At 46.9% G+C, this 23,981-nt stretch carries 21 protein-coding genes; 5 read left to right on the forward strand and 16 right to left on the reverse strand.

The window, feature by feature from the left end; all coding sequences use genetic code 11:
• Positions 1–16: 16 nt before the first annotated feature.
• The 7 genes from fadD to PQQ36_RS15195 all read right to left on the reverse strand — a co-directional run bounded on the left by fadD (position 17) and on the right by PQQ36_RS15195 (position 6,536).
• Complete coding sequence (gene fadD, locus PQQ36_RS15165; protein ID WP_053542980.1) at positions 17–1,714, reverse strand: long-chain-fatty-acid--CoA ligase FadD; 1,698 nt, start codon at positions 1,712–1,714, stop codon at positions 17–19.
• 121 nt (positions 1,715–1,835) lie between these two features.
• Complete coding sequence (locus tag PQQ36_RS15170) at positions 1,836–2,690, reverse strand: alpha/beta fold hydrolase (protein WP_013572211.1); 855 nt, start codon at positions 2,688–2,690, stop codon at positions 1,836–1,838.
• Complete coding sequence (locus PQQ36_RS15175; protein WP_011149808.1) at positions 2,690–3,244, reverse strand: Slp family lipoprotein; 555 nt, start codon at positions 3,242–3,244, stop codon at positions 2,690–2,692. Before PQQ36_RS15175 ends, PQQ36_RS15170 begins: the two co-directional genes overlap by 1 nt.
• 41 nt (positions 3,245–3,285) lie before the next feature.
• Positions 3,286–3,591, reverse strand: a complete 306-nt coding sequence (locus tag PQQ36_RS15180) for a hypothetical protein (protein ID WP_011078256.1) — start codon at positions 3,589–3,591, stop codon at positions 3,286–3,288.
• Positions 3,592–3,616: 25 nt separating this feature from the next.
• On the reverse strand, positions 3,617–4,318 hold the full coding sequence (gene tsaB, locus PQQ36_RS15185) for a tRNA (adenosine(37)-N6)-threonylcarbamoyltransferase complex dimerization subunit type 1 TsaB (protein ID WP_011078257.1): 702 nt from the start codon (positions 4,316–4,318) through the stop codon (positions 3,617–3,619).
• Complete coding sequence (locus tag PQQ36_RS15190) at positions 4,319–6,238, reverse strand: ATP-dependent DNA helicase (protein WP_045619853.1); 1,920 nt, start codon at positions 6,236–6,238, stop codon at positions 4,319–4,321.
• Between the two features lie 97 nt (positions 6,239–6,335).
• Positions 6,336–6,536, reverse strand: coding sequence for a hypothetical protein (locus PQQ36_RS15195; RefSeq protein ID WP_011078259.1), 201 nt, complete (start codon positions 6,534–6,536; stop codon positions 6,336–6,338).
• Between the two features lie 195 nt (positions 6,537–6,731).
• Here PQQ36_RS15195 and purU point away from each other — a divergent pair, with 195 nt between their 5' ends.
• Positions 6,732–7,565: a formyltetrahydrofolate deformylase gene (gene purU / locus PQQ36_RS15200; protein WP_011078260.1), complete on the forward strand. Its 834-nt coding sequence runs from the start codon at positions 6,732–6,734 to the stop codon at positions 7,563–7,565.
• Positions 7,566–7,626: 61 nt separating this feature from the next.
• On the opposite strand, the gene PQQ36_RS15205 is transcribed toward purU, so the two are convergent.
• Positions 7,627–8,223: a VOC family protein gene (locus PQQ36_RS15205; RefSeq protein WP_053542982.1), complete on the reverse strand. Its 597-nt coding sequence runs from the start codon at positions 8,221–8,223 to the stop codon at positions 7,627–7,629.
• A gap of 220 nt (positions 8,224–8,443) precedes the next feature.
• On the opposite strand from PQQ36_RS15205, the gene argS reads away from it, so the two are divergent.
• Together argS and PQQ36_RS15215 are read left to right on the forward strand one after the other, a co-directional pair.
• On the forward strand, positions 8,444–10,177 hold the full coding sequence (gene argS, locus PQQ36_RS15210) for an arginine--tRNA ligase (protein WP_013572216.1): 1,734 nt from the start codon (positions 8,444–8,446) through the stop codon (positions 10,175–10,177).
• Between the two features lie 133 nt (positions 10,178–10,310).
• On the forward strand, positions 10,311–10,739 hold the full coding sequence (locus PQQ36_RS15215; protein ID WP_011078263.1) for an HIT family protein: 429 nt from the start codon (positions 10,311–10,313) through the stop codon (positions 10,737–10,739).
• 108 nt (positions 10,740–10,847) lie between these two features.
• Here the strand turns inward: PQQ36_RS15215 and PQQ36_RS15220 are convergent, their stop codons facing one another.
• The 5 genes from PQQ36_RS15220 to znuA form a co-directional block, all read right to left on the reverse strand.
• Positions 10,848–11,078, reverse strand: a complete 231-nt coding sequence (locus tag PQQ36_RS15220) for a FeoC-like transcriptional regulator (RefSeq protein ID WP_011149800.1) — start codon at positions 11,076–11,078, stop codon at positions 10,848–10,850.
• Entirely contained in the window at positions 11,075–13,351 is a 2,277-nt protein-coding gene (gene feoB, locus PQQ36_RS15225) for a Fe(2+) transporter permease subunit FeoB (RefSeq protein ID WP_053542983.1), read from the reverse strand. Before feoB ends, PQQ36_RS15220 begins: the two co-directional genes overlap by 4 nt.
• Positions 13,351–13,578: a FeoA family protein gene (locus tag PQQ36_RS15230; protein ID WP_011149798.1), complete on the reverse strand. Its 228-nt coding sequence runs from the start codon at positions 13,576–13,578 to the stop codon at positions 13,351–13,353. Before PQQ36_RS15230 ends, feoB begins: the two co-directional genes overlap by 1 nt.
• 786 nt (positions 13,579–14,364) lie before the next feature.
• Positions 14,365–17,769 carry an AraC family transcriptional regulator gene (locus PQQ36_RS15235; protein ID WP_047108992.1) on the reverse strand — a complete coding sequence of 1,135 codons (3,405 nt, stop codon included), beginning with the start codon at positions 17,767–17,769 and terminating at the stop codon, positions 14,365–14,367.
• Between the two features lie 171 nt (positions 17,770–17,940).
• Positions 17,941–18,816, reverse strand: a complete 876-nt coding sequence (gene znuA / locus PQQ36_RS15240; RefSeq protein WP_053542985.1) for a zinc ABC transporter substrate-binding protein ZnuA — start codon at positions 18,814–18,816, stop codon at positions 17,941–17,943.
• A gap of 81 nt (positions 18,817–18,897) precedes the next feature.
• On the opposite strand from znuA, the gene znuC reads away from it, so the two are divergent.
• Both znuC and znuB read left to right on the forward strand, forming a co-directional pair.
• Positions 18,898–19,683 (forward strand): zinc ABC transporter ATP-binding protein ZnuC, encoded by a 786-nt coding sequence (gene znuC / locus PQQ36_RS15245; protein WP_047108990.1) that lies wholly within the window; start codon positions 18,898–18,900, stop codon positions 19,681–19,683.
• Positions 19,676–20,461, forward strand: coding sequence for a zinc ABC transporter permease subunit ZnuB (znuB, locus tag PQQ36_RS15250; RefSeq protein ID WP_039553087.1), 786 nt, complete (start codon positions 19,676–19,678; stop codon positions 20,459–20,461). The genes znuC and znuB overlap by 8 nt, the downstream gene beginning before the upstream one ends.
• A gap of 82 nt (positions 20,462–20,543) precedes the next feature.
• On the opposite strand, the gene sucD is transcribed toward znuB, so the two are convergent.
• The 3 genes from sucD to odhB all read right to left on the reverse strand — a co-directional run bounded on the left by sucD (position 20,544) and on the right by odhB (position 23,981).
• Entirely contained in the window at positions 20,544–21,416 is an 873-nt protein-coding gene (gene sucD / locus PQQ36_RS15255; RefSeq protein WP_011149794.1) for a succinate--CoA ligase subunit alpha, read from the reverse strand.
• On the reverse strand, positions 21,416–22,582 hold the full coding sequence (sucC, locus tag PQQ36_RS15260; protein ID WP_011078272.1) for an ADP-forming succinate--CoA ligase subunit beta: 1,167 nt from the start codon (positions 22,580–22,582) through the stop codon (positions 21,416–21,418). Before sucC ends, sucD begins: the two co-directional genes overlap by 1 nt.
• Positions 22,583–22,772: 190 nt before the next feature.
• The gene (gene odhB, locus PQQ36_RS15265) at positions 22,773–23,981 is read right to left on the reverse strand and encodes a 2-oxoglutarate dehydrogenase complex dihydrolipoyllysine-residue succinyltransferase (RefSeq protein ID WP_039553085.1); all 1,209 of its coding nucleotides are present in this window, start codon (positions 23,979–23,981) and stop codon (positions 22,773–22,775) included.

Raw genomic sequence — 23,981 nt, forward strand, 5'->3', positions numbered from 1 at the left:
TGACACTTTGCGCGGCTTACGCTGCCTCATTCTCTTTGGCAAGCTTAGCATCATTTTCATCGCGTAATACGCGACGCAAAATCTTACCGACGTTGGTTTTCGGCAGATCTTCACGGAACTCAATCAACTTCGGCACTTTATAGCCTGTCAGGTGCTGACGACAGTGATTGATGATCTCTTCTTTGGTCAGGCTTGGATCACGCTTAACCACGTAAATCTTCACCACTTCGCCAGAGACTTCGTGCGGCTGACCGATGGCCGCCACTTCAAGCACTTTACCGTGCAGCGCAACCACATCTTCGATTTCATTTGGATAAACGTTGAAACCGGACACCAAAATCATGTCTTTCTTACGATCAACAATGTGCAAGAAGCCATCTTCATCAAACTTGACGATGTCGCCAGTCGATAGCCAACCATCATTGTTGATCACTTCTTTGGTCGCTTCTGGGCGCTGCCAGTAACCTTGCATCACCTGTGGGCCACGCACTTGCAACTCACCCGTTTCACTATTAGCGAGGGCTTCACCTTCATCGTTCACAATGCGAACTTCTGTTGATGGAACGGGCAGACCAATGGAACCGTTGTAATCCACAAGATCGTGCGGATACGCGGCAACCAGTGGTGAACACTCGGTTAAACCGTAGCCTTCGAGCAGGTAACAGCCTGTGGTTTTCTTCCACTTCTCCGCCACCGCGCGCTGAACGGCCATGCCACCACCAACCGCCAGTTTCAGATGGCTGAAGTTCAGTTCATGGAAATCTTCATTATTGACCAGCGCGTTAAACAGCGTGTTTACCCCAGTAATGGCGGTGAACGGGTATCTCTGTAGCTCTTTAACAAACCCTGGAATATCGCGTGGGTTGGTGATCAACAGGTTGCGGCCACCCATTTCGATAAACAGCAAGCAGTTCACCGTTAAAGCAAACACGTGATACAACGGCAACGCGGTCACCACAAGCTCACGGCCAGGCTGCAGAACCGGACCATACATGCCTTTAGCTTGCATTACGTTAGCAATCATATTGCGGTGAGTAAGGATTGCGCCTTTCGCCACCCCAGTAGTACCACCGGTGTATTGCAAGAACGCAATATCATCACCAGTCATAAAAGGTTTGACGTACTGCAGACGACGGCCTTTGTGCAAGGCTTTACGCATCGAGATGGCCCCAGGCAGATCGTATTTTGGTACCATGCCTTTGACGTATTTCACAACAAAATCAACGATGGTGCCTTTCGCACGTGGCAGCATTTGGCCTAGGCTGGTTAGCACCACGTGTTTCACTGGCGTGTTCTCAACGATCTGCTCTAGTGTATTGGCAAAGTTCGACACGATCACAATCGCGGTGGCACCAGAGTCGTTGAGCTGATGTTCCAATTCACGTGGGGTATACAACGGGTTTACGTTCACAGCAATACAGCCCGCACGTAGCACACCAAACAGTGCCACAGGATATTGCAGTAGGTTTGGCATCATTAATGCCACGCGATCGCCTTTTTTCAGTTTCAACTCGTTTTGTAGATACGCAGCAAACGCACGGCTGCGCTCTTCTAACTTGCGGAAAGTCATCACCGAACCCATGTTCATAAACGCAGGTTGGTCGGCGTATTTCTGCACTGATTGCTCAAACATTTCGACCAGTGACTCGTACTGATCTGGGTTAATGGTTTCCGGTACGTCAGATGGATAACGTGACAGCCATGGTTTTTCCACGATGTTACTCCTCGTTTAAAGCTGGCCTACGCAAGAGAAGCTTGCGAGATAGCGTCCTTTTTATTTGTTCACTATTACAGCACAGCAGGCATGCTTGAGCACGAAACTCTCAAACACTTGTTTAAATTTTGTTAACTACTCCAAGAATTCGCATTGCGACCTCGAGTGATTGCTCTAAGTGACAGTGATGACCGCCTTGCACTGTCTCAATTTGGGCTGGATTTTTCGCATTTAAGTGACTGATATCCTTAAGCTCACGAAATCCATTTTCGCCTAATATGATCAGATGAAAACAGGAAATTTGGTCTAAAATCGTTTCGGCATGTTTCTGCGAGAGTCGATACAACGAATCACATTTCAGTTTTGCATCATGACGCCATTGCCAAATGCCATGGCGATGTTCAACACCACGTTCGACGATGGGTCGCAATGCATCCGCAGAAAGCTGATTGGCAGCGACGCGAAGCATGAGCGCTTCATCAAAACTACTGAGATTACGGGAGGGTTTCGCACGCAAACGATTACGGCTGAGTACCCCTTGCCTGAGCCTTTCAACCGCCTTTTGCGGGGCTTCAGCCAAAGGCCCGTAACCTTCTATCTGAACCAGAGCTGTCACCTGTTCAGGAAAGGCCGCACTATAACAACTTGCAATCAAAGCACCAAGTGAATGGCCTACTAGTAGCAGTTTATTTGGCGATAAAACACGCAAAAACTGATAAACGTCATCGATATAATCATGAAATGGATAAAAATTATCCAATGACTTGTGCGAAGAGAGACCATGACCGGGGAGATCAATGGCGCATAGGTGAAGCTTAGGGTTTTGCTGATGCAGCTCTGCCATGACGCTATGAAAGCTGGCGGCGTTATCCAGCCAGCCATGAAGAAAAACGACTGATAAATCAGCCGTTTTTACATCACCATACTCGATTGCTGCCAGCGTTCCACTAGCGATAACATAACGCGTCTCACGCATTATTTAACATCTTGAATGATTTTACCGTCACGCGGGAAGTCGCGCATTTGTCGGCAAGTAATCGAATAACACGGGTAGAGGTAGCTTGAAGTGTCATACACTCTCACTCTTTCTTCGATGGTCCAAAGGCGATAACCGTAGCTCTTCACCACTGGAAAAACATAATCATACTCGCCGATTTTGCCTTGCTCTTCCCCTGCAGCAGTGCCGACTACGGTAATCAAACGTCCTTGACTAAACGCAACGGGCTCTAAATAGCCATCAAGGTAGGCAACAAAACGTCCATTGGGTTCTTGGCTAATGTCGGGCTTGCCGTTTTTATCGATCGGCAAGTTAACAATTTCAATGCGCGTTTTGTCTTTGAGATTGTCCACTTTAGCAATCACGCCACCCAAACGAACATCTTGCGTCACCACGCCTTGGCTTTCTGCAAAGATTTTATAATCCGTTAGCACTTCTTGGTTTTGCGCCGTCAGCTCTTGTGGGAGAGAGCTACACGCCGCCAAGCCGAGCAAAGCGATCATTGCGAAAAGAGAGCGAACCGTTTTCTTCATTATTTACCTGCCTGTCTTCAGTCATCAAAGCAACAAAAGGGTCAAATGTAGATATCGACACCGAGCAACTGGGCGAGTTCCTCTCTTTTGGCTTGATTCATTACGTCCATGTATTCTTGCATTGCACGTCGAGCTTGACCTTCGGGAAGATCATACTGAATTTGCGCTTTATGAATGTCAGATTCTTTGACATTTTGGATGCTATGGGCAACAGCATTGGCTACCTTGGACGTTTGACCAACCGCTTGTTGCTGTTGGTTTTTCGCCACCTTACGCTTGTTGCTGCTTTTATTCGTCCGTTGCGTCCCGGGAATAATCGCAGGAGGTAAACCGTTAATTGAAGCCATCGCGTTCCATCACTTTGAGTGGGCGTTATTCACGCCCTGGTAATTTTTTCCAAGCCACGTTATCGCGCAGATAAACTGGGCTAGACTCTTCTACGGCGACCGTATTGCCCGCCGCCAGCTCATACTTAGCAAGGACAACAATGTCTTGAGCATCAGGGTAAAGTACCTCACCCGCTTCGATGTTCAACGGCAAATTGGCTAAGCTTTCAGCGTAGGCATCCCATCCTGTACCCGCGCTTGTCCAGCTCTGTTGATCGGCCGTGATATTTTGTGCTAATTGCGCCGGAGGAATGACGCATTCTGCATCCACGGCAACCCAACTGCCATCTTGCTGACGCTGGTAGCGTCCCCAATAGACTTCATCCATGCGCGCATCAATCGCAGCCACCACCGAGGTCGCGCCGTGTACACGGTAGGAACCTTGCGCCATCGCTGCCAGTGTTGAAATGCCAATCATTGGCAAATCCGCACCGAATGCTAAACCTTGTGCAATACCGATGCCAATTCGCACGCCAGTAAAACTGCCAGGACCACGACCAAAAGCAAGCGCATCCAAATCGGTCAGTGTCAATCCAGCTTGTTGCAACACCTCTTCCACCATAGGGAGCACTTTTTTGGTGTGGTCACGTGGGGCCACTTCGCTACGTGAAAAGACTTGGTCGCCGACTAAAAGGGCGACTGAACAGTTTTCGGTTGCGGTGTCGATAGCAAGAATTTTAGCGCTCATTCAGTTCTCTGTTTGTTCTGTTAGAAATTGTTGAATCAAATCCAAATCACGGGTTCTCGGGATCGGAGGTAAACTGGCAAGAAAAATGCCGCCGTACTCTCTTGTGACCAAGCGGTTGTCACAGATGATTAAAGCCCCGCGATCTTTTTGATCTCGAATCAGACGCCCTACCCCTTGTTTGAGCGTAATGACTGCATCAGGCAGTTGTACTTGCTCAAACGGCTCTCCGCCTCGTAATCGACAATCTTCGATACGAGCTTTAAGTAGCGGGTCATCTGGTGATGTAAAAGGAAGTTTGTCGATGATAACACAGCTTAAGGCGTCACCTCTAACATCGATTCCTTCCCAAAAAGCGCCAGTGGCCACCAGCAAGGCATTCCCCAACTCCATAAATTCAGCGAGCGTGCGCTGTTTGCTCATCTCGCCTTGCAATAAAACGGGTAAGTCCAAAACCTCGCGAAAACGCTCGCCTAATTCACGCATCATCGAATGTGAAGTACAGAGGAAGAAACAGCGCCCTTGGTTGGATTCGATCACCGGAGCTAACATGCTCACCAGTTTTTGCGCCAAACCTGGGCTATTGGGCTCTGGTAGATAGCGAGGGACGCACAATCGCGCCTGCTCGGCATAATCAAATGGACTTGGCAATGAGAATTGCTTTCGCGGCTTTAAGCCTAAGCGGTCGGTAAAATGACTAAAATCGTCCCCCACCGCCAACGTGGCCGAGGTGAAGATCCACGCACCCTGCTTGATCTCTATTTGCTCATGAAATTTGTCGGCAACAGAGAGCGGCGTGATGTGCAATGTAAAATGGCGCGGCGAGGTATCAAACCAGTATGAATAGCCCGTTATGCTGGTATCACACACTCGTTCTAAACGACCTTTGATAAGGTTAGCGCGCTCAAACGCCACATCAAGCAATTGGCAGCGACCTAACGCGAGCTTGAGTACCTCGATGGTCAGATCCAACGCATCCACCAAGCGATCCACTTCGCGCTTGATGGATGGCGATTGTAAGGCATCTCGCCAATTGCCACGAAAGCCAGGCTCACCCAGCACAATGCGCATATCCATTGCGGTTTGGGCTAATTTATCCCCCACTTTTTGCAGCTGACGCATGTCTTTCACTTCCGTGCGATAGGCAATTTCAATGTCTTTGGCCAAATCGAGAATCTGGCGGCTGGAGAGTGACTGACCAAAATATTCGCTCGCAATATCAGGCAGTTGGTGCGCTTCATCGAAAATAAACACATCCGCTTCGGGGATCAGCTCACCAAAACCGGTTTCTTTGATCGCCAGGTCGGCAAGAAAAAGGTGATGGTTCACCACCACCACATCGGCATCCAGCGCTTTCTTTCGCGCTTTTAACACAAAGCAATCTTGGTAACTTGGGCAATCTTTACCTAAGCAGTTGTCATTGGTTGACGTAATGGTGGGTATGATCATGCTGTCTTCTGGCAACTCTTCACAATCACCCAAATCGCCCGTTTTGGTTTCCGAAGACCAACTGCGCACTTTGACCAATTGGCTTAATGAAGTGGAATCCGATTCATTGTGATGCACTTCGACCATTTGTCGGCTTAAACGCTCTAAACACAAATAGTTGGAGCGGCCTTTCAATAACGCGACTTGTCCAAAAAAGCCCAACGCATCGGTCATGAGCGGCAAATCACGATGAAAAAGCTGTTCTTGCAAGTTTTTCGAACCAGTAGAAATAATGACCTTTTTGCCACTTAGCAGAGCTGGCACCAGATAAGCGAAGGTTTTACCGGTTCCGGTCCCCGCTTCAACCACAAGCTGTGTTTGCTGTTGGATCGCCTCGGCGACCGCTTCGGCCATATCGACCTGAGGTTGACGAGCTTGAAAGCCGGGAATGGCCTTGCCTAAAGCACCTTTGGAAGAAAACGTTTTTGCTATCATTCTGTGTTCTGCTGAGGGGTCAGTGGCACAGATTATGTCAGGTTTGTCTTTTTGAGGCGAATCCGAATTGTCTTCGCCTCGGCAGGTATTTGGTCGGTTATTTGCGGTTTAAATAGCGTGCAAGCCACGCTGGGCCGGTGAATTGATCCTCTTCCCCTAAGATGGCCTTGGCCGCTTCGGCTGGAGAAGCTCGATTTTCCCAAAGTTCAGTAATGCGATCCTCATCTATTTCATGGTTACCGAGCAGAGAGCTCACTCTCTCTACATACAGTTTTCGAGCCAGTAGATCTTTGTCCATATACACCACCTCTATGATTCTTATGAAGGCTCAATTCAGACAACGTCTTCAGCCAAACGTTTTGCTGGAGAATTTGTTTGAAACCATCTTAATAATAGATTATCTATTAGGCCTGTATTGCGGTTTAGTTCACCGTTCGACGCCCAAACAATTATTCGTACCATAAAAAAAATAAATCACGGAAGTATCTCTAATATGGAAAAGAAAACACTACTGACTCATTGCTCAGACGCGCCGGGTCTGATCTCTAAAATCACCAACATTTGTTACAAGCATCAACTGAATATTATTCACAACAATGAGTTTGTAGATAATTCCAGCGGTCACTTTTTTATGCGAACCGAGCTGGAGGGATACTTTAACGACCACACTTTTCTTGCCGATCTCGACCAAGCGCTGCCACAAGGGGCAAAACGTAAACTCGTCAGTTCTGAGCGCAAACGCATTGTGATTTTGGTTACCAAAGAAGCGCACTGCTTAGGTGATATTCTGATGAAGAATTACGACGGTAGCTTGGATGTTGACATTGCTGCGGTGGTAGGTAACTACGACAAACTGCAAAGCCTCACGGAAAAATTCGACATCCCTTATCACCATGTTTGTCATGAAGGGCTCGATCGTGAAAGTCACGAGCAGAAGATGCTTGAAGTGATTGGTCAATATCAGCCCGATTATTTGGTGCTAGCGAAATACATGCGTGTGCTCACGCCAGGTTTTGTTGAGAAATATCACCATAAGATCATCAACATTCACCACAGCTTCTTGCCTGCCTTTATTGGCGCGAAACCTTATCAACAAGCTTTTGATCGCGGTGTAAAAATCATCGGTGCTACGGCACACTTCGTCACCAATGATTTAGATGAAGGCCCAATCATCAAACAAGACGTGATTCCGGTTGATCACAACTTCAGCGCGCAAGACATGGCGCAAGCGGGTCGAGATGTTGAGAAGAATGTGTTGAGCAAGGCGCTTAATAAGGTACTGAATGACCACGTTTTTGTGTATGGCAACAAAACCGTCATTCTTTAAGCATGGAATACGGCGAACTAAAAGGGTTGCAATAATTGCAACCCTTTGTTTTTCTGCGCAGCTAGGCTTGCTCAGACTCAACAATACGTTTTAAAGAATGTGGGTGCAGCTTGATGCAAATGCCTTGGTACTTGAACGCAACCGTCGGATTGTTCAACCGCTCACCTTCCCCCTTTGGACTCGACAACTTCACCTTAACCCCCAATTCCTCGAGTTTGCTAAACTGAGCGCCAAACGCTGGATAGGTGTGTTTCAAATCCACCAAATAGTCTTCGGCCGTTTGAGCATGAGATGGGACGACAAACTCTACATGTTCCCAACCTTCTTGGGGATACGCTTTTCCTTCTGCCGGATAAGGCAGCTCTAAGCATTCGATTTTCCAACCGCGACTGGCCAGTGGCGCATCAAACTCGATCACAATGATCGGACGACCATTGATGTTCGCCTGTGAGATCACTTTGCCTTGTTCACTCCACATTTGCTGAGACAACTGCGCGGTTTGATTCTCGTTTACGCGTAGCGCAATATGATCCGCTTGAGCAAAACTCAAATCCAGTTGCAATAAATCGGCCAGCGACTCGATTTTCTGCATGAAACCGGGTAAATCCTCTAGCATCTGTTGGGGTGTCAGGCGTTTTTCTGCCAGCAAATTACTCATTCTCGTTCTCTTCACACTTTTTATTTCTGGGCGTCATAGTAACAACTTCAGGCAAAATTGGCAGTCCTGCGAGTACTTAAATAAAAAGTCAAAATTTCACTAAATCGGCTCTGTATGAAAGGCAATATAATTGCTATCATTAGCCCCATTTTTGTGAACTCAAACAGAACCCGGCCTCTCTATTTCCGGGTTTTTCGTCCTTGAATTGAAGGAAACGCGTGTGAATATCCAAGCACTTATTAACGACAAAGTATCTCAGGCTCTTGAAGCTGCTGGCGCTCCTGCAGGCAGCCCTGCAGCGGTTCGCCAATCCGCTAAGCCACAATTTGGTGACTACCAAGCAAACGGCGTAATGGGCGTAGCAAAACAGTTGGGTACTAACCCTCGAGAATTTGCGCAAAAAGTATTGGATGTTCTAGACCTAGACGGCATCGCAAGCAAAACCGAAATCGCAGGTCCTGGTTTCATCAATATTTTCCTAAGCGAAGAGTTCCTAGCGAAGCAAGCTGAAGCGGCACTGGCGGATCCTCGTCTTGGCGTCGCGTCAGAAGAAGCACAAACCATCGTTGCTGACTACTCTGCGCCAAACGTGGCAAAAGAGATGCACGTTGGTCACCTACGTTCAACCATCATTGGTGATGCGGTTGTACGTACCCTTGAGTTCCTAGGTCACAAAGTGATCCGTGCGAACCACATCGGTGACTGGGGTACTCAGTTCGGTATGCTTATCGCCAACCTTGAGCGCGTACAGCAAGAGTCTGGTGAAGTTTCGATGGAACTGGCTGACCTTGAAGGCTTCTACCGTGAGTCTAAGAAACTATACGACGAAGACGAAGAATTCGCAGTGAAAGCACGTAACTACGTTGTGAAACTGCAAAGCGGCGACGAGTTCTGCGCAGAAATGTGGAAGAAGCTGGTTGACGTCACCATGATCCAAAACCAACGCAACTACGATCGTCTCAACGTCTCTCTATCTCGTGATGACGTGATGGGCGAAAGCATGTACAACGACATGCTACCTAAGATCGTAGCCGACCTGAAAGCTCAAGGTCTTGCGGTTGAAGATGACGGCGCACAAGTTGTTTTCCTCGACGAATTCAAGAACAAAGACGGCGAGCCTATGGGCGTTATCGTACAAAAACGTGACGGTGGCTTCCTCTACACCACAACGGACATCGCGTGTGCGAAATACCGTTACGAAGAGCTAGGCGCAGATCGTGTGCTTTACTTCATCGACTCTCGTCAGCACCAGCACTTAATGCAAGCTTGGACGATCGTTCGCAAAGCGGGTTACGTGCCAGAGTCAGTATCTCTTGAGCACCACGCGTTCGGTATGATGCTAGGTAAAGACGGTAAGCCATTCAAGACTCGTGCGGGTGGTACGGTTCGTCTTGCTGATCTGCTTGATGAAGCAGAAGTGCGTGCAGCACAGCTGATCGAATCTAAGAACCCAGAACTAGCAGAAGACGAGAAGAAAGCGATCGCGAACACGGTTGCCATGGCAGCGGTTAAATACGCAGACCTTTCTAAGCACCGTACCACGGACTACGTGTTCGATTGGGACAACATGCTAGCGTTCGAAGGTAACACAGCACCGTACATGCAATACGCTTACACTCGCGTAGCCTCTGTATTCGCTAAAGCTGGCGTTTCTATGGATGATCTGCAAGGTGAAATCAAAATCACTGACGAGAAAGAGAAAGCACTTATCGCTAAACTGATGCAGTTCGAAGAAGCAGTTCAATCTGTGGCTCGCGAAGGTCAGCCACACATCATGTGTAGCTACCTATTCGAACTCGCAGGCCAGTTCTCTAGCTTCTACGAAGCATGCCCTATCCTAGTGGCTGAAGACGAAGCAGTGAAACAAAGCCGTCTGAAACTCGCTGCGCTAACAGCGAAGACCATCAAGCAAGGTCTGTCTCTACTTGGTATCGATACGCTAGAACGTATGTAATAGGTTCGAGGTTCGAGGTTCGAGGTTCGAGGTTCGAGGTTCGAGACAATTAAGAAAGGTTGACGTGAAAGCGTCAACCTTTTGTTTTATCTGGCGTATACTGTTGTCATTCAATTCAAACCGGACAACAACAATGAGTTTTGAACTGCATCCTCAACTGGCCAAAGACACGACGGTGATTGGCCACTTCCCGCTGTGTGTGGCATTGCTGCATAAAGACAATGCCGTGCCGTGGGTGATTTTGGTACCGAAACGTGCAAACCTAAAAGAACTACACCACTTGCCAATGCAAGAGCAACAACAGTTTTTGCTCGAGTCTCAAGCAGTAAGCCAAGCACTGGAAGCGACATTCCGCCCAGACAAACTCAACCTTGGCGCATTAGGTAACATGGTGCCACAACTGCACATTCACCACATTGCACGCTTTAAAGACGACGTGGCGTGGCCAGGACCCGTTTGGGGCAATACCAACGGAGAATTCCGCACCGAAGAAGAACAAAACGAACTGCTTGTTCGCATCAAAAACGTCCTATCACTGAGCTCAATCTTCCAAAAAGCCTAAATCAAATCGCTTGTTGATAGCGGGGCTGAAAGAGTACTCGGGCGCAATAGAAAAGCCGCATCATTACTGATGCGGCTTTGTCGTTTTTATCTCATTTGGCGTCTGAGACTACATGGTTACGGTCAGCGATAAACCGTCTTGTTTGGTCACTGCGTAGCGAACGCGAGTGACACTATGAGCTTTATTGGTGTCGACTAAGCGGCTAATTTTACCTTTTTTGATCCACACGCTTAACATCGCATCAGCGCCATCTTCACTCATCCCAAACTGCTTAGCCAGATCTGACTGGGAGACAGTTCCTTTGTCTGCAATATATTGATAAAGCTCTTTTAATATCATGCTACCTGCGCCTCAAATATGCCTCGTTGCTTGTCACCTACGCGCTTAAACACACGATACGTGGCAAAGAAAATGGCGACAATCGCTGCGATCCAAATACCACTGGTGACAGGGCTATCCGCAAAGTGTGTCAATTGATTGTAGAAGGTCGCACAAAGGTAGGCCAGAGCCATCGTCCAAACGGCAATAAAGCGTGCAAACTTATGACCGAATTCGCGAACGTATGCCCCCATCGCTGCCACACATGGGGTGTACAACAAAATAAAAATGAGGTAGGCAAAAGCCGCATGACCAGACGCAAACTGCGCTTTAAGGTTACCAAAGATAGAAGCATCGACATCTTGTTCCTCTGCCACAGCATTTGAATCCGTTAGATCTCCCACCTCGATACCCAATGGATCTGAATAGCTCAAACCCGCTAAGTTTTCAGGGATACTCATCACGGCCTCTTCTAGGCTGGCCATCAGATCAAACTCTGCTTCTTCTCCATCACTTGGTGTGGTGTATAGACTATTAAGCGTACCCACTACCGCCTCTTTGGCGAAGATACCTGTGATGATACCGACTGTCGCTGGCCAGTTGTCTTTCTCGATGCCAATCGGAGCAAACACGGGCGTTACCACTTGTGCGGCTTTTGACAGAACCGAGTTTTCGCTGTCTTCGTTGCCGAAGCTGCCATCGGTACCAAGCGAGTTTAAGAAACTTAGGATCGCAACCACAACAACGATGGTTTTGCCTGCTCCCAAAACGAAACGCTTCAGTTTTTGCCATGTTTTGATCACCACGTTTTGCAGTGTTGGCAGTTCGTAATCGGGCATCTCCATCACTAAGTTGTCACTGCTACCTGGGTACAGTGTGTGCTTAAGGAAGAGACCCGTGAAAATCGCCGCGACGATACCAAGTAGGTAAAGCGCAAACACAATATTTTGCCCAGCACCTGGGAAAAAGGCGGCAGCAAATAGCGCATACACAGGCAAGCGAGCACCACAAGACATAAATGGCGCCATTGATGCTGCCAGTTTACGTTCACGCTCTTGGTCTAGTGTACGCGTGGCCATAATGGATGGCACGTTACAGCCGAAACCTAAAACCAGTGGTACAAAAGCTTTACCCGGCAGGCCGATCTTCTGCATCACTTTATCAAGCACAAACGCGGCACGAGCCATGTAGCCTGAGCTTTCAAGCACTGCGAGGAAAAGGTACAAACAGGCGATAACCGGAATGAAAGTCGCCACCGTCTGGATACCACCACCGAGTCCATCGGCCAGTACCGTCACCAACCACACCGGCAAGTGTCCGTCTAACAAGTGGTGGCCTCCATCAACCAATAGAGCACCGACACCGATATCAAAGAAGTCAATAAAGGCACTACCAATGTTGATAGAGAACATGAACATGAGGTACATCACAACGAAGAAGAACGGAATACCGACCCATTTGTTTAGAATAAATTGGTCCAGCTTTTCAGTGACACTGCGGCTTAACTTACCTTCGCTACGACGGACCTTTTTGCACTCCTGATGAAGATGCGTATATTTGACGTCAGCAACGTGTAAGTCCACATCCAGATTTAATTCCGTCACGACTTCTTCAACACGAAGGCGATCCACATCTGACATACTGTTTAATACCAGAGCGTCTTTCTCGAGAGCACGAACGGCGAGTGCTCGATGGGAAACCGTTTGATCGTTAAATAGCGTTGAAATGCTATCAATCGCCGCTTCCATCGCCGGACCATAGTTCAAAGCAATCTCTTTTAGTGCCACACCTTGAACCACAGATTTGTGCAGTTTCTCTTTAAACTCCGCGACTTGTGCTTTGTTCGTTGCGGATAAACTGATCACCGGGCAACCGAGACTTTTTTCTAACTCAGCCACATTGATGATCTGACGCTCACGTTTAAGCGCATCCATTTTATTCAACACAACAATCATCGGACGGCCAAGTTCGCGCAATTGCAGTGTCATGTATAAGCTGCGCTCAAGGCTCGTTGCGTCCACCACATTGATGATCATATCGGCTGGGTGAGTTAATACCGCACGGGAAGCAATGGATTCATCAATACTGTTGCTGTCATTACCACTATCCAGCGAGTAGATACCCGGAAGATCTGTCAGTAAAAATTCATCACCAGCGTGATGGTAACGGCCGGTTTTCTTTTCTACCGTGACGCCAGCCCAGTTACCCACTTGCTGTTTTGCGCCGGTCAAACCGTTAAATAACGTCGTTTTTCCGCTGTTAGGATTACCGACCGTCAGAATTTGATACTGCATTATTGGCACTCCACTTCGATGGCTTCCGCAATTTTTTCTCGCACCGCTAACGATACACCACGAGCTTCTATTTGTAGCGGATCCCCCATTGGTGCTCGACGGATAAGTCGTACAGACGTGTTTGGCAAAATACCCATCACCATGAGTTTCTTTCTCACGTCGCTAGTGAGTCCATGAATAGCCACAACCGTCGCGCTCTGGCCTTGTTTTAATTCTGATAATTTCATACTTGCCCGAAAAGAAAGTGTAAATGAGAAATATTTTTATTAATAATGCAATTCTACGCCTCAACAAGCTGATTTTTATTGTCTGAAATCAAAGATTGCAGAACTGCGTTCGTAACTTTTGTCAAATTTAGACACGTCATTTACGTCAAAATCCAAATTTCAAATCAACATCGCGTTTAACGTTTTGTTTACAAAAACAAGGAATGAAATAAATAAACCTTAAATTACAACAACTTAAGCACACAGGAAGATATTGTCGTTTTTGTAAGGTATCAATGGCGTTATTTTTATAAGGAAAATAAGTCGATTAACTTATAGTGAACACATCGAGAGGCACTCCTCTCAAGAATTCCAGAGGTGGCGTGACGATGTCGCGTCACTCCGGCAGCAAGCGAAGGTGTCATTGACACCCGTGGTATAGTCCCCCCGGCTATACCACGATATTTTTTTTCTATCGTTTTCCTCTCTTGTTAAACTCTTTATCTTATTACTCTCACTTTCACCCGTGCACTTAGCAAGCAATAAATTAGCCTCATCCGTTTCTCAACGTATTTTCGATCACACCGTTCAATAACTCCGCATGAACATGACTATCTCAGCTATAGAGCAGCCAATGAGTAGCTTAACGAACAAGGATGAGAGAAAGCATCCATGTCGTATCAGGCTATGAGTTGAAATAGCCTAGGCGCAAGTTAGGCGGAAATAATGTGTCGTTGATGAATAAAGGCCATAGGCAAGGCGAATCAAGCTTTGAGGTAAGCCGAGCACGCTAGGTAGACCGCGATGTTATTCGGACTCTAGAGCGTCACTGGCAAATTTTGAAGGGGGCACACCAAAGTACAGTTTAAAACGTTGACTAAAGTAAGAAGGATCATTAAATCCCGATGCGAAAGCCACATCGACCACTTTTTCACCAGCCAACAAACTTTCGCATGCTTTTTCTAAACGTACTTCCGTGAGGTAATCCGTAAATGTACGAGAGCTCGCTGATTTAAACCGTCGCTGTAAGCTGCGCTCAGAAACATAGAGCTTTTTGGCCGCCATTGCCGTGCCAAATTCTGGGTTTGTATAATGCTCTGCCACCATAGCCTCGACCTTCGCCAACCATAGCTGCTCTGGCGACAGAACAGCTTCGGATAAGACTTCCGTAACTGGAGACGGTTCGACTGAATCAACAAAGATGCTTGGCTCTTCATCATTTATCAGAGATTCAACCGCTTTCGGCCACAGTATTTCGATCTTGTTTCGCTCAGCGCTACTGAACAAGCTTAAGCGTCCACCACTTTGTTCAACTAAAGCAGGAAGCTTCTCGATTGCAGTATCGACTTTTGTCGACTCAACACCAGCGCTATCCTCGGCTTCCGTGCTCGTACTAAACGGCTGGCCAAAATCAATAAACGACACTTCAACAAAATCGTTTTGCTCTCTGATCACAATATCGAGCATTTGGCCACGATAGGCGCGTTTCAATACACTTGCAAAAACACTATTAAAAATGACATCCAGATTAAATTGCCCTACCGCGACACGATAGTCGTCCGATTCGCCAGAAATGTGCACCTGAACACCGCTTTTATTGAGTTCATCTTCCCAAACGTCAACGACCGACTGAATGATATGGCTAACGTTAAAGTTTTGCAGATACCCGTCAGTTCCATCGCTGGGCGAGCTTTTTAGCTCTTCCAAAAGCATTGCTATGCGCATTTGATGTTCCTGATATTCTGAGGCAGGTTCAACCGATGGCTTGCTTAGTAATGCAGCCACACTTTGACGTAATGAACGGGCAACATTGTCAACCAGCAAATTTCTAACTTGGATCTGTTTACGAAGTTGTTGGTTACTGGTGAGCAACACTCGACTCTGATGACGCAATTGATTGGTCTTCAATGCCACCAGTGCAGTTAACTCACGGTTTTGAACACTGACGTAACGAGAACGCCAGAAAACAACTAAGCCGCCCAGCGCTACGATAAGCAAGACAAAAATTGCCATCGCCATCGTAGTTTGATACCACGGGTGTAACACCGTAAAGCGAACTTGCACGGAATCCCCTGCGACTAGGCTGGTTTTAACACTTAACAAGTAATCACCTGCCGCAAGGTGTTCAAAAGAGACTTGTCCTGCTTCTGTGGTTTGCCAGTGTTCCTGGTTTAAACGGTAATAGAGCGTTTCACCGTAAGCATTGGGCATCACGCCGAGGCCAAAACTGATCGCGGAACCATACGCTAACTCGGGCAATTGCCACTCTTTTTGCCCGATATTTGCAACCTGATCATCAATACGAACTTGGCTGATGACCACTCTAGGTTCAGGTAGTTTGGATACCATTAGGTCATCACGGTCCGCAAATACCAGGCCATATTTTGAACCCAGTACTAACACCGAGCCGGATTGCGCTTCTCCAAATGAAGCCGCACATGCCCCTTCAACGAACTCATTACTCATAATGCCCGAGCGAGACCCAAAGTGCTTACGCAGCTCTCCGTCAAAATTGTAAAAACTGAGGCCAATTGAACTCACCATCCAAATGCCGCTAGCATCGGTGACTAAGCAAATAGGCTTCACGTTTTCCTGAGGAAGTGCCAGCTCTCCTAACGTTTTTTCTGTGGGATCCTTACGATAGATGCCGTGAGTCCCTGCAAACCATAGCGACCCATCTTTCGCTTCTGCAATATCGACACTTTCACCAAAAGACTGCGTGTTTCGCTCAAAACGGATCTTGTCGTTTTCTAGCACATAGGCCCCGTGATCGGTTCTTACGATTAACGGGACTTTTTGATCCACTTCTAGACCCAAAATTCGAGCGGGCAAATTTTGGCTGGCAATCCACCGATCGCCATAATCTTGGAAGCGTCCATCGGCAACGCCAATGGCAGCTAATCGATAACCCGAACTAATCCAAACCTTGCCTTGAGGGCTGACCGAAACAAAATCAATCTCTTTACCTTTAAGGTAACTTGGTAAATCGAACGATCGAAGTTTGTACTGATTCGTGTCGTATATATACAGACCTTGCTCGGAAGCAATCCAGATGTTGCCATCTTCAAGTGCAAAGTCATTCACCTTTATCGGCAAACGCACACGGCTGTATTGTTTATTAACCCCAATGGCCCGGTAAAGATTGTTTGCATCTTTAAACCAAATCGTTTCATCTGATGCATAGACAATTTTGGTGATATTGCCATTAAAACGGCTGGCTTTTTCTTCGGTGATGTTATTAAGACGTTCAAATTTTCGGCCAAACAGCGAGTAGTAGAGAATGCCACTGTTCGTCGCAACCCAAATACCCCCTTGTTCATCATTCACCAACGAGTAAATTTTTCGATTATCAGGAGAGACATCTTGCGCACCTGCCGCTTTCACTTTGGCCACTTGTCCAGTTAAAAACGAGTAACTGTACAGACCATGTTCCGTGCCAATCCAATATTCTTGATTGGTTTCTGTCATCGAAAGCACATGAGACTCTCCAATCATGATGTTTTTTTGAGTCGGCTTTAAAATATCAATGAGCGCAGCGCCATTTAGCGTCCCCACCAGTAACTCACGACGAGTCGGAGAAAAGTACAGTTTGGCAACGAAATGCTTCGCTGACGCTTTGATATGGGTAAATTGCTCACCTTGTGATAGGTAAGCTCCCGATGTGGTACCGAGTACCCATTTGCTTAAAACCCGCTTTGCATCATTGATGTAGACGTAACTACTCTGATTGTTTTGATACAACGAGAGTAAGGAATAGGTTTTTAATTCTTTTGATTCAATATCGTAGTCATAAAAATTGATGCCATCACTCACCCAAATGTGGCCATCTGAGCTGCCAATTTTTCTGATTTCTGCCCCTGGGTTTAAGCTGAACGCTAACTGACGCTTCTGATTGGGGTATGTTTGGAAGACTTCATTCGCGACAAAAGTCCAAAAACTGCCTTGATGAAAGGCCACTTGCTCGGAAGGATACTCTAGAAGGCTGCCACGTTTCGGCAACAAGGTATTGCCATCGAAATATTGCACTTTGCCGTGCACGTCGTGAATCCACAAACCACCATCACCACCAACAAAGAGATTTTTAGCGGCAACAAAGGTTCCCTGCTCCTGTCCAGGCAGTGGGTAAAATATGGCAGAGTTACCGTCCAAAGCTAGCACTTTGAACGGTAGTGTAAGCCCAGCAAGTAGAAGCCAGGCAAGAATACGCAGCAAGTCAGATTTCCCTGTAAAGTCAATTCTTACGCCCTTGATTATTTTCAACGCTTTAGAGCATTATTTTGGGGCGCTAAATATCATAGCGAAATTGCGGCATGATAAAAATATCAACTTAGCAAGGGTTGCCAATATCACTAATTGGATCACGTAAATAGGGAGAAGTTGGATCTACTTATCATGTAAACATTGGTAGAAATCATTCCCCATTGAGAGGAGATAATTAAAGTAGCCGCCGGATTCAAGTGTCACTTCTGTACCAATAGGGTCTAGAACCCCTTTTTTCGCCGAGCTGCCTCTCATGACACTTTCGATAACCGCTGGTGTAAATTGTGGCTCAGCAAACACACACACAACATCGCCTTTTGCTAAACGGTTACGAATTTCAATCAACGTTTTCGCTCCAGGCTTTTTCTCCGGGCTAACCGTAAAGTGCCCAAGGTTGCGAAGTTGATACTGCTGTTCAAAGTAGCCATAAGCATCATGGAACACATAGTAGCCGCGCTCTTTCACTCCTTGTAGCAACTTATTTAAACGCGTATCCGTTTCATCCAATCCCTGCATGAAACGCTTTAAGTTAGCTTGGTACTGTTCTTCGTTCTGCGCGTCGATTTCGATCAGACGCGCCGTTATCGCTGGAGCAACTTGTTTGACCGTGTCGATGCCCATCCAAAAATGGGGGTCATGGCTACCGTGATCATGGCCATCATGCTGATGAGCCTCTTGGTATTCACGTAACTTAAGAGAAGGAATCGCGCTGATCGTTAGCACATTGGAATGTTCTGACACCAACTTTGTCATAAAAGGCTCTAAGGATGAGCCAAACCACACTATCAGATCCGCTCGCCTTACTTTTTTCACGTCAGAAGGTTTCAAAGCGTAGTCGTGAGGCGAAGCATTGGCAGCCACGAGTAACGTTGGAGTCGTTACCTCTTGTGTAAGCTCATTGACGATTAGCTGTATTGGTTTAATGCTGGTTAAAACCTCAACGGCAAGCGCTTGTAACGGCAAAAATAGTGTAAAAGTACACAATAAAAAGCGAATCATAATAATCCAAGTTGGTAAGTAGCGTTCATTAGGATAAAATGTTACATTATAACACTCACCAATTGCAAATGAGTTCTATTCATGTCAGCGTTAATTAGCCTAAAGGCGCTTTCGGTCACCTTTGACAATAAGAAAGTTTTAGACAGTATTAGCTTGGATTTGCACAAAGGTAAAATCACGACACTGATCGGCCCAAATGGTGCCGGCAAGTCAACCTTAGTCAAAATCATCATCGGTTTACTCAAACCCACTTCAGGTCAAGTTCAACGTCAAGCAAAGCTTACTATCGGCTATGTTCCGCAAAAGCTAAAGCTAAATGACACATTGCCACTTAATGTTATCCGTTTCTTAAATCTATCAGGAAAGTATAGTCAGCAAGAAACCATGGAAGCACTTCGACTTGTTGGTGCCGAGCACCTATATAAATCCAACATGCACAAACTCTCTGGCGGTGAGACTCAACGCGTGCTGTTGGCTCGCGCGCTTTTGCAACGGCCAGACTTACTTGTACTTGATGAACCCGCTCAAGGCGTCGACATTCAAGGACAAATTGATCTCTACGATTTAATTGAAAGCATCCGCCATCGTTTCGATTGTGCCGTGTTTATGGTGTCACATGACTTACATCTGGTTATGGCAAAAACCGATGAAGTCATTTGCCTTCAACATCACGTTTGCTGTTCTGGCGCGCCAGAAGACATTACTCAGCACCCGTCTTACATTGCATTATTTGGTAGTGCGGCAAGAGACTCATTAGCGATTTATCATCACCAACATGACCACCACCACCACGATTTAGCAGGCCAACCTGTTTCTGGTGATGCAACTCAGTGTAACCATCATCACCATGGACATCATCATGATTGAGTTTCTTCTTCCTTCTCTTTTAGCCGGCTTAGGAATTGCACTGATCGCCGGGCCTTTGGGATCATTTGTTGTTTGGCGCAGAATGGCTTACTTCGGCGATACCCTAGCTCATGCGTCACTAATGGGGCTAGCGCTTGGCTTTCTGCTCGATGTGAACTTGTACCTTGCGCTCATTGTATGTTGCCTCGCTTTAGCGGTGATACTCGTGACACTGCAAAAACAGCAGCTCGTTGCGTCGGATACACTGCTCGGCATCTTAGCTCACAGCGCATTGTCCATCGGTTTGGTCGCGGTAAGTTTTCTCGATAATGTCCGTGTGGATCTGATGAGCTACTTATTTGGTGATCTTTTGGCTGTCTCCCCACAAGATTTGCTGTTCATATACGCAGGAGTCGCTGCGGTTGGCGCAACGTTGTATCTTTTTTGGCGACCGCTTTTGTCCACCACAGTTAATGAAGAGTTGGCTGCAGTGGAAGGCACCAATATCGATTTGATTCGCCTAATTTTGATGCTGATGGTCGGTATCGTTATCGCAGTGGGAATGAAATTTGTCGGCGCACTGATTATGACCTCTCTGCTGATCATCCCTGCAGCAGCGGCAAGGCGCTTTGCTCAGTCACCAGAGCAAATGGCTGGGTTTGCTTCTCTGATCGGTGTTCTTGCCGTCCTCGGTGGATTAACGCTCTCTTGGCATTTCGATACCCCGGCAGGCCCCTCAGTGGTCATTAGCGCAACCGCTATCTTTATGCTGGCTCAACTAAAGCCGCAAACAAGCTAAAGTGACAGAACAAGTAAACTACAATGAAAAAGCCGAGCATTGATTGCTCGGCTTTTACTTAAACGGTTGACGCTGTTGTCTATTACCAACCCGTCACTTCGCGAAGTGCTTGACCAATGTCAGCCAAAGACTTAACGGTTTTCACACCAGCAGATTCAAGTGCTGCAAACTTCTCATCCGCAGTCCCTTTACCACCAGAAATGATAGCACCAGCATGGCCCATACGTTTACCCGGAGGCGCAGTTACACCAGCGATGTAAGAGACCACTGGCTTAGTAACGTTCTCTTTAATGAACGCTGCCGCTTCTTCTTCTGCCGTACCGCCAATTTCACCGATCATCACGATCGCTTCCGTTTCTGGGTCTTCTTGGAACAATTTTAGAATATCGATGAAGTTAGAACCTGGGATTGGGTCGCCACCGATACCAACACACGTAGACTGACCGAAACCTTCATCCGTGGTTTGTTTAACGGCTTCGTACGTTAAAGTACCTGAGCGTGAAACGATACCCACTTTACCCTTCTTATGGATATGACCTGGCATGATGCCGATCTTACACTCATCAGGAGTGATAACGCCTGGACAGTTTGGCCCAATCATACGAACGCCAGTCTGCTCAAGTTTCACTTTCACATCGATCATATCCGTCGTAGGAATGCCCTCTGTGATGGTTACAATAAGTTCGATACCCGCATCGATTGCTTCCAAGATGGCATCTTTACAGAAAGGAGCTGGAACGTAGATAACTGTTGCTGTTGCGCCCGTTGCTTCTACCGCTTCGCGAACAGTGTTGAACACAGGTAGGCCTAAATGTGTTTGACCACCTTTACCAGGAGAAACACCACCAACCATTTGCGTGCCATAAGCTAGCGCTTGCTCTGAGTGGAAAGTACCTTGACCGCCTGTGAAACCCTGACAGATTACTTTGGTGTCTTTGTTAATTAATACAGACATTATTTGCCCTCCGCCGCAGCAACTACTTTCTGAGCAGCATCTGTTAGTGATTCTGCTGCAATGATATCCAAACCTGACTCTGCCAGTACTTTGCGGCCAAGATCCGCGTTAGTACCTTCAAGGCGTACAACAACGGGTACGCTTACACCAACTTCTTTTACCGCGCCGATGATACCTTCTGCGATCATGTCACAACGAACAATACCACCAAAGATGTTCACCAAAACGGCTTTTACATTGTCATCAGAAAGGATGATCTTGAATGCCTCTGCTACACGCTCTTTTGTCGCGCCGCCACCTACATCCAAGAAGTTGGCTGGTTTGCCACCGTGTAGGTTTACGATGTCCATAGTACCCATTGCAAGGCCTGCACCGTTCACCATACAGCCGACGTTACCATCAAGTGCTACGTAGTTCAGTTCCCACTGCGCCGCATGAGCTTCACGCTTATCTTCTTGAGAAGGATCGTGCATTTCACGCAGTTTAGGTTGGCGGTAAAGCGCATTTGAGTCGATGTTGATCTTACCATCTAGACAAAGTAGGTTGCCTTCACCAGTAATCACAAGTGGGTTGATTTCAAGAAGAGCGAGATCGTATTGAGTGAACATTTCACCCAAACCCATGAAGATTTTCACAAACTGCTTAATTTGATCGCCTTGAAGACCAAGTTTAAATGCAAGCTCACGACCTTGATAAGCCTGAGGGCCTACCAGTGGATCAATAGCCGCTTTGTGAATCAGTTCAGGTGTTTCTTCTGCAACTTTTTCGATTTCCACACCGCCTTCAGTTGAGGCCATGAAAACGACTTTACGTGTTGCACGGTCAACGACAGCACCCAAGTATAGCTCGTTGGCAATATTGGACGCTTCTTCAACCAAAATTTTTGTTACTGGCTGACCATTCGCATCTGTCTGATAAGTTACCAGGTTTTTGCCAAGCCATTTTTGTGCAAATTCTTTCACGCCTTCTTTCGTATCGTGAAGCTCTACGCCACCCGCTTTACCGCGGCCACCTGCGTGAACCTGACATTTTACAACTTTCTTCGCGGTGCTAATGCGGCCAGCAGCTTCAAATGCTTCTTGAGGTGTATCACAAGCATAACCTTCTGGTACCGGCAAACCGAATTCTGCAAACAGCTGTTTGGCTTGGTATTCATGCAAATTCATTTTGATATTCCGTTTGTTCTTCCCTTAAGGGATTTATTATTTCCATAACGTCACGATTAACAGTGCGACGCCTGTAGGGTCTTCTCAAATAAACTGCTAACAGTTCAAGTGAAGGCCAGACGCTGAGCCAGTCTAGCCTTAGGGATTTTTAACGTCTAGCCATCAACGACAACTAGACGTTTTAGCGATATTAAACGTCTAACAACAGACGTGCTGGATCTTCCAGTAACTCTTTCACGGTCACTAGGAAGCCAACCGACTCGCGACCATCAATCAAGCGGTGGTCATAAGACAGTGCTAGGTACATCATTGGCAGAATTTCAACTTTGCCATCTACCGCCATCGGACGATCTTGAATCTTATGCATACCCAAAATCGCAGATTGTGGTGGGTTGATGATTGGAGTCGACATCAATGAACCAAACACACCACCATTCGTGATGGTAAAGTTGCCGCCAATTAGCTCGTCAACGGTTAGTTTTCCGTCACGACCTTTGATGGCGAGCTCTTTGATACCCTTTTCAACATCCGCAAAACCTAGCGTGTCGCAGTCTTTTAGGACTGGAGTCACTAGACCACGTGGCGTAGAAACCGCCATACTGATGTCAAAATAGTTGTGGTAAACAATGTCATCACCATCGATCGATGCGTTGATTTCAGGATAACGCTTCAGTGCTTCAGTCACCGCTTTCACGTAGAAAGACATGAAGCCAAGACGAATACCATGACGCGCTTCAAACTGATCACCATACTGCTTACGAAGATCCATGATTGGCTTCATGTTAACTTCGTTAAACGTCGTCAACATCGCCGTGCTGTTTTTCGCTTCTAGCAAACGGTTAGCCACTGTTTTGCGTAGACGTGTCATTGGAACACGTTTTTCACTGCGAGCAGCAACCGATGCAACTGCAGCAGGAGCTTCTGCAACTGCAGGAGCTTGTTTTGCCGCGGCAAGGTGCGCTTCGATATCTTCACGTGTAATACGGCCACCAACACCCGTACCTTTTACTTGGCTTGCTTCCAAGCTATGCTCTGCGAGAAGGCGACGCACCGCTGGACTAAGGGCATCATTGCTCTCTTCTGATAAGCTTGCTGTATGACGCTTATCTGGAGATGGCTCTGACTCTTCCGTCGTATCAGCCGTAGGTTCACCCGCGACAGCCGCCAATTTAATGCGACCAATCAGTTGCTTCGAAAGCACTGTCGCACCTTCTTCTTCAACGATCGCTTCTAGAATACCCGCTTCTGAAGCCGGTACTTCTAACACTACTTTGTCTGTTTCAATATCAACCAGTACTTCATCGCGCTCAACTCTGTCGCCTGGTTTCTTGTGCCAAGTTGCAACTGTTGCATCGGCCACTGATTCAGGTAAATCTGGAACCAGAATTTCAATAGTCAT

Source organism: Vibrio sp. CCUG 15886, from assembly GCF_028570825.1.
GTDB classification, from domain to species: domain Bacteria; phylum Pseudomonadota; class Gammaproteobacteria; order Enterobacterales; family Vibrionaceae; genus Vibrio; species Vibrio vulnificus_B.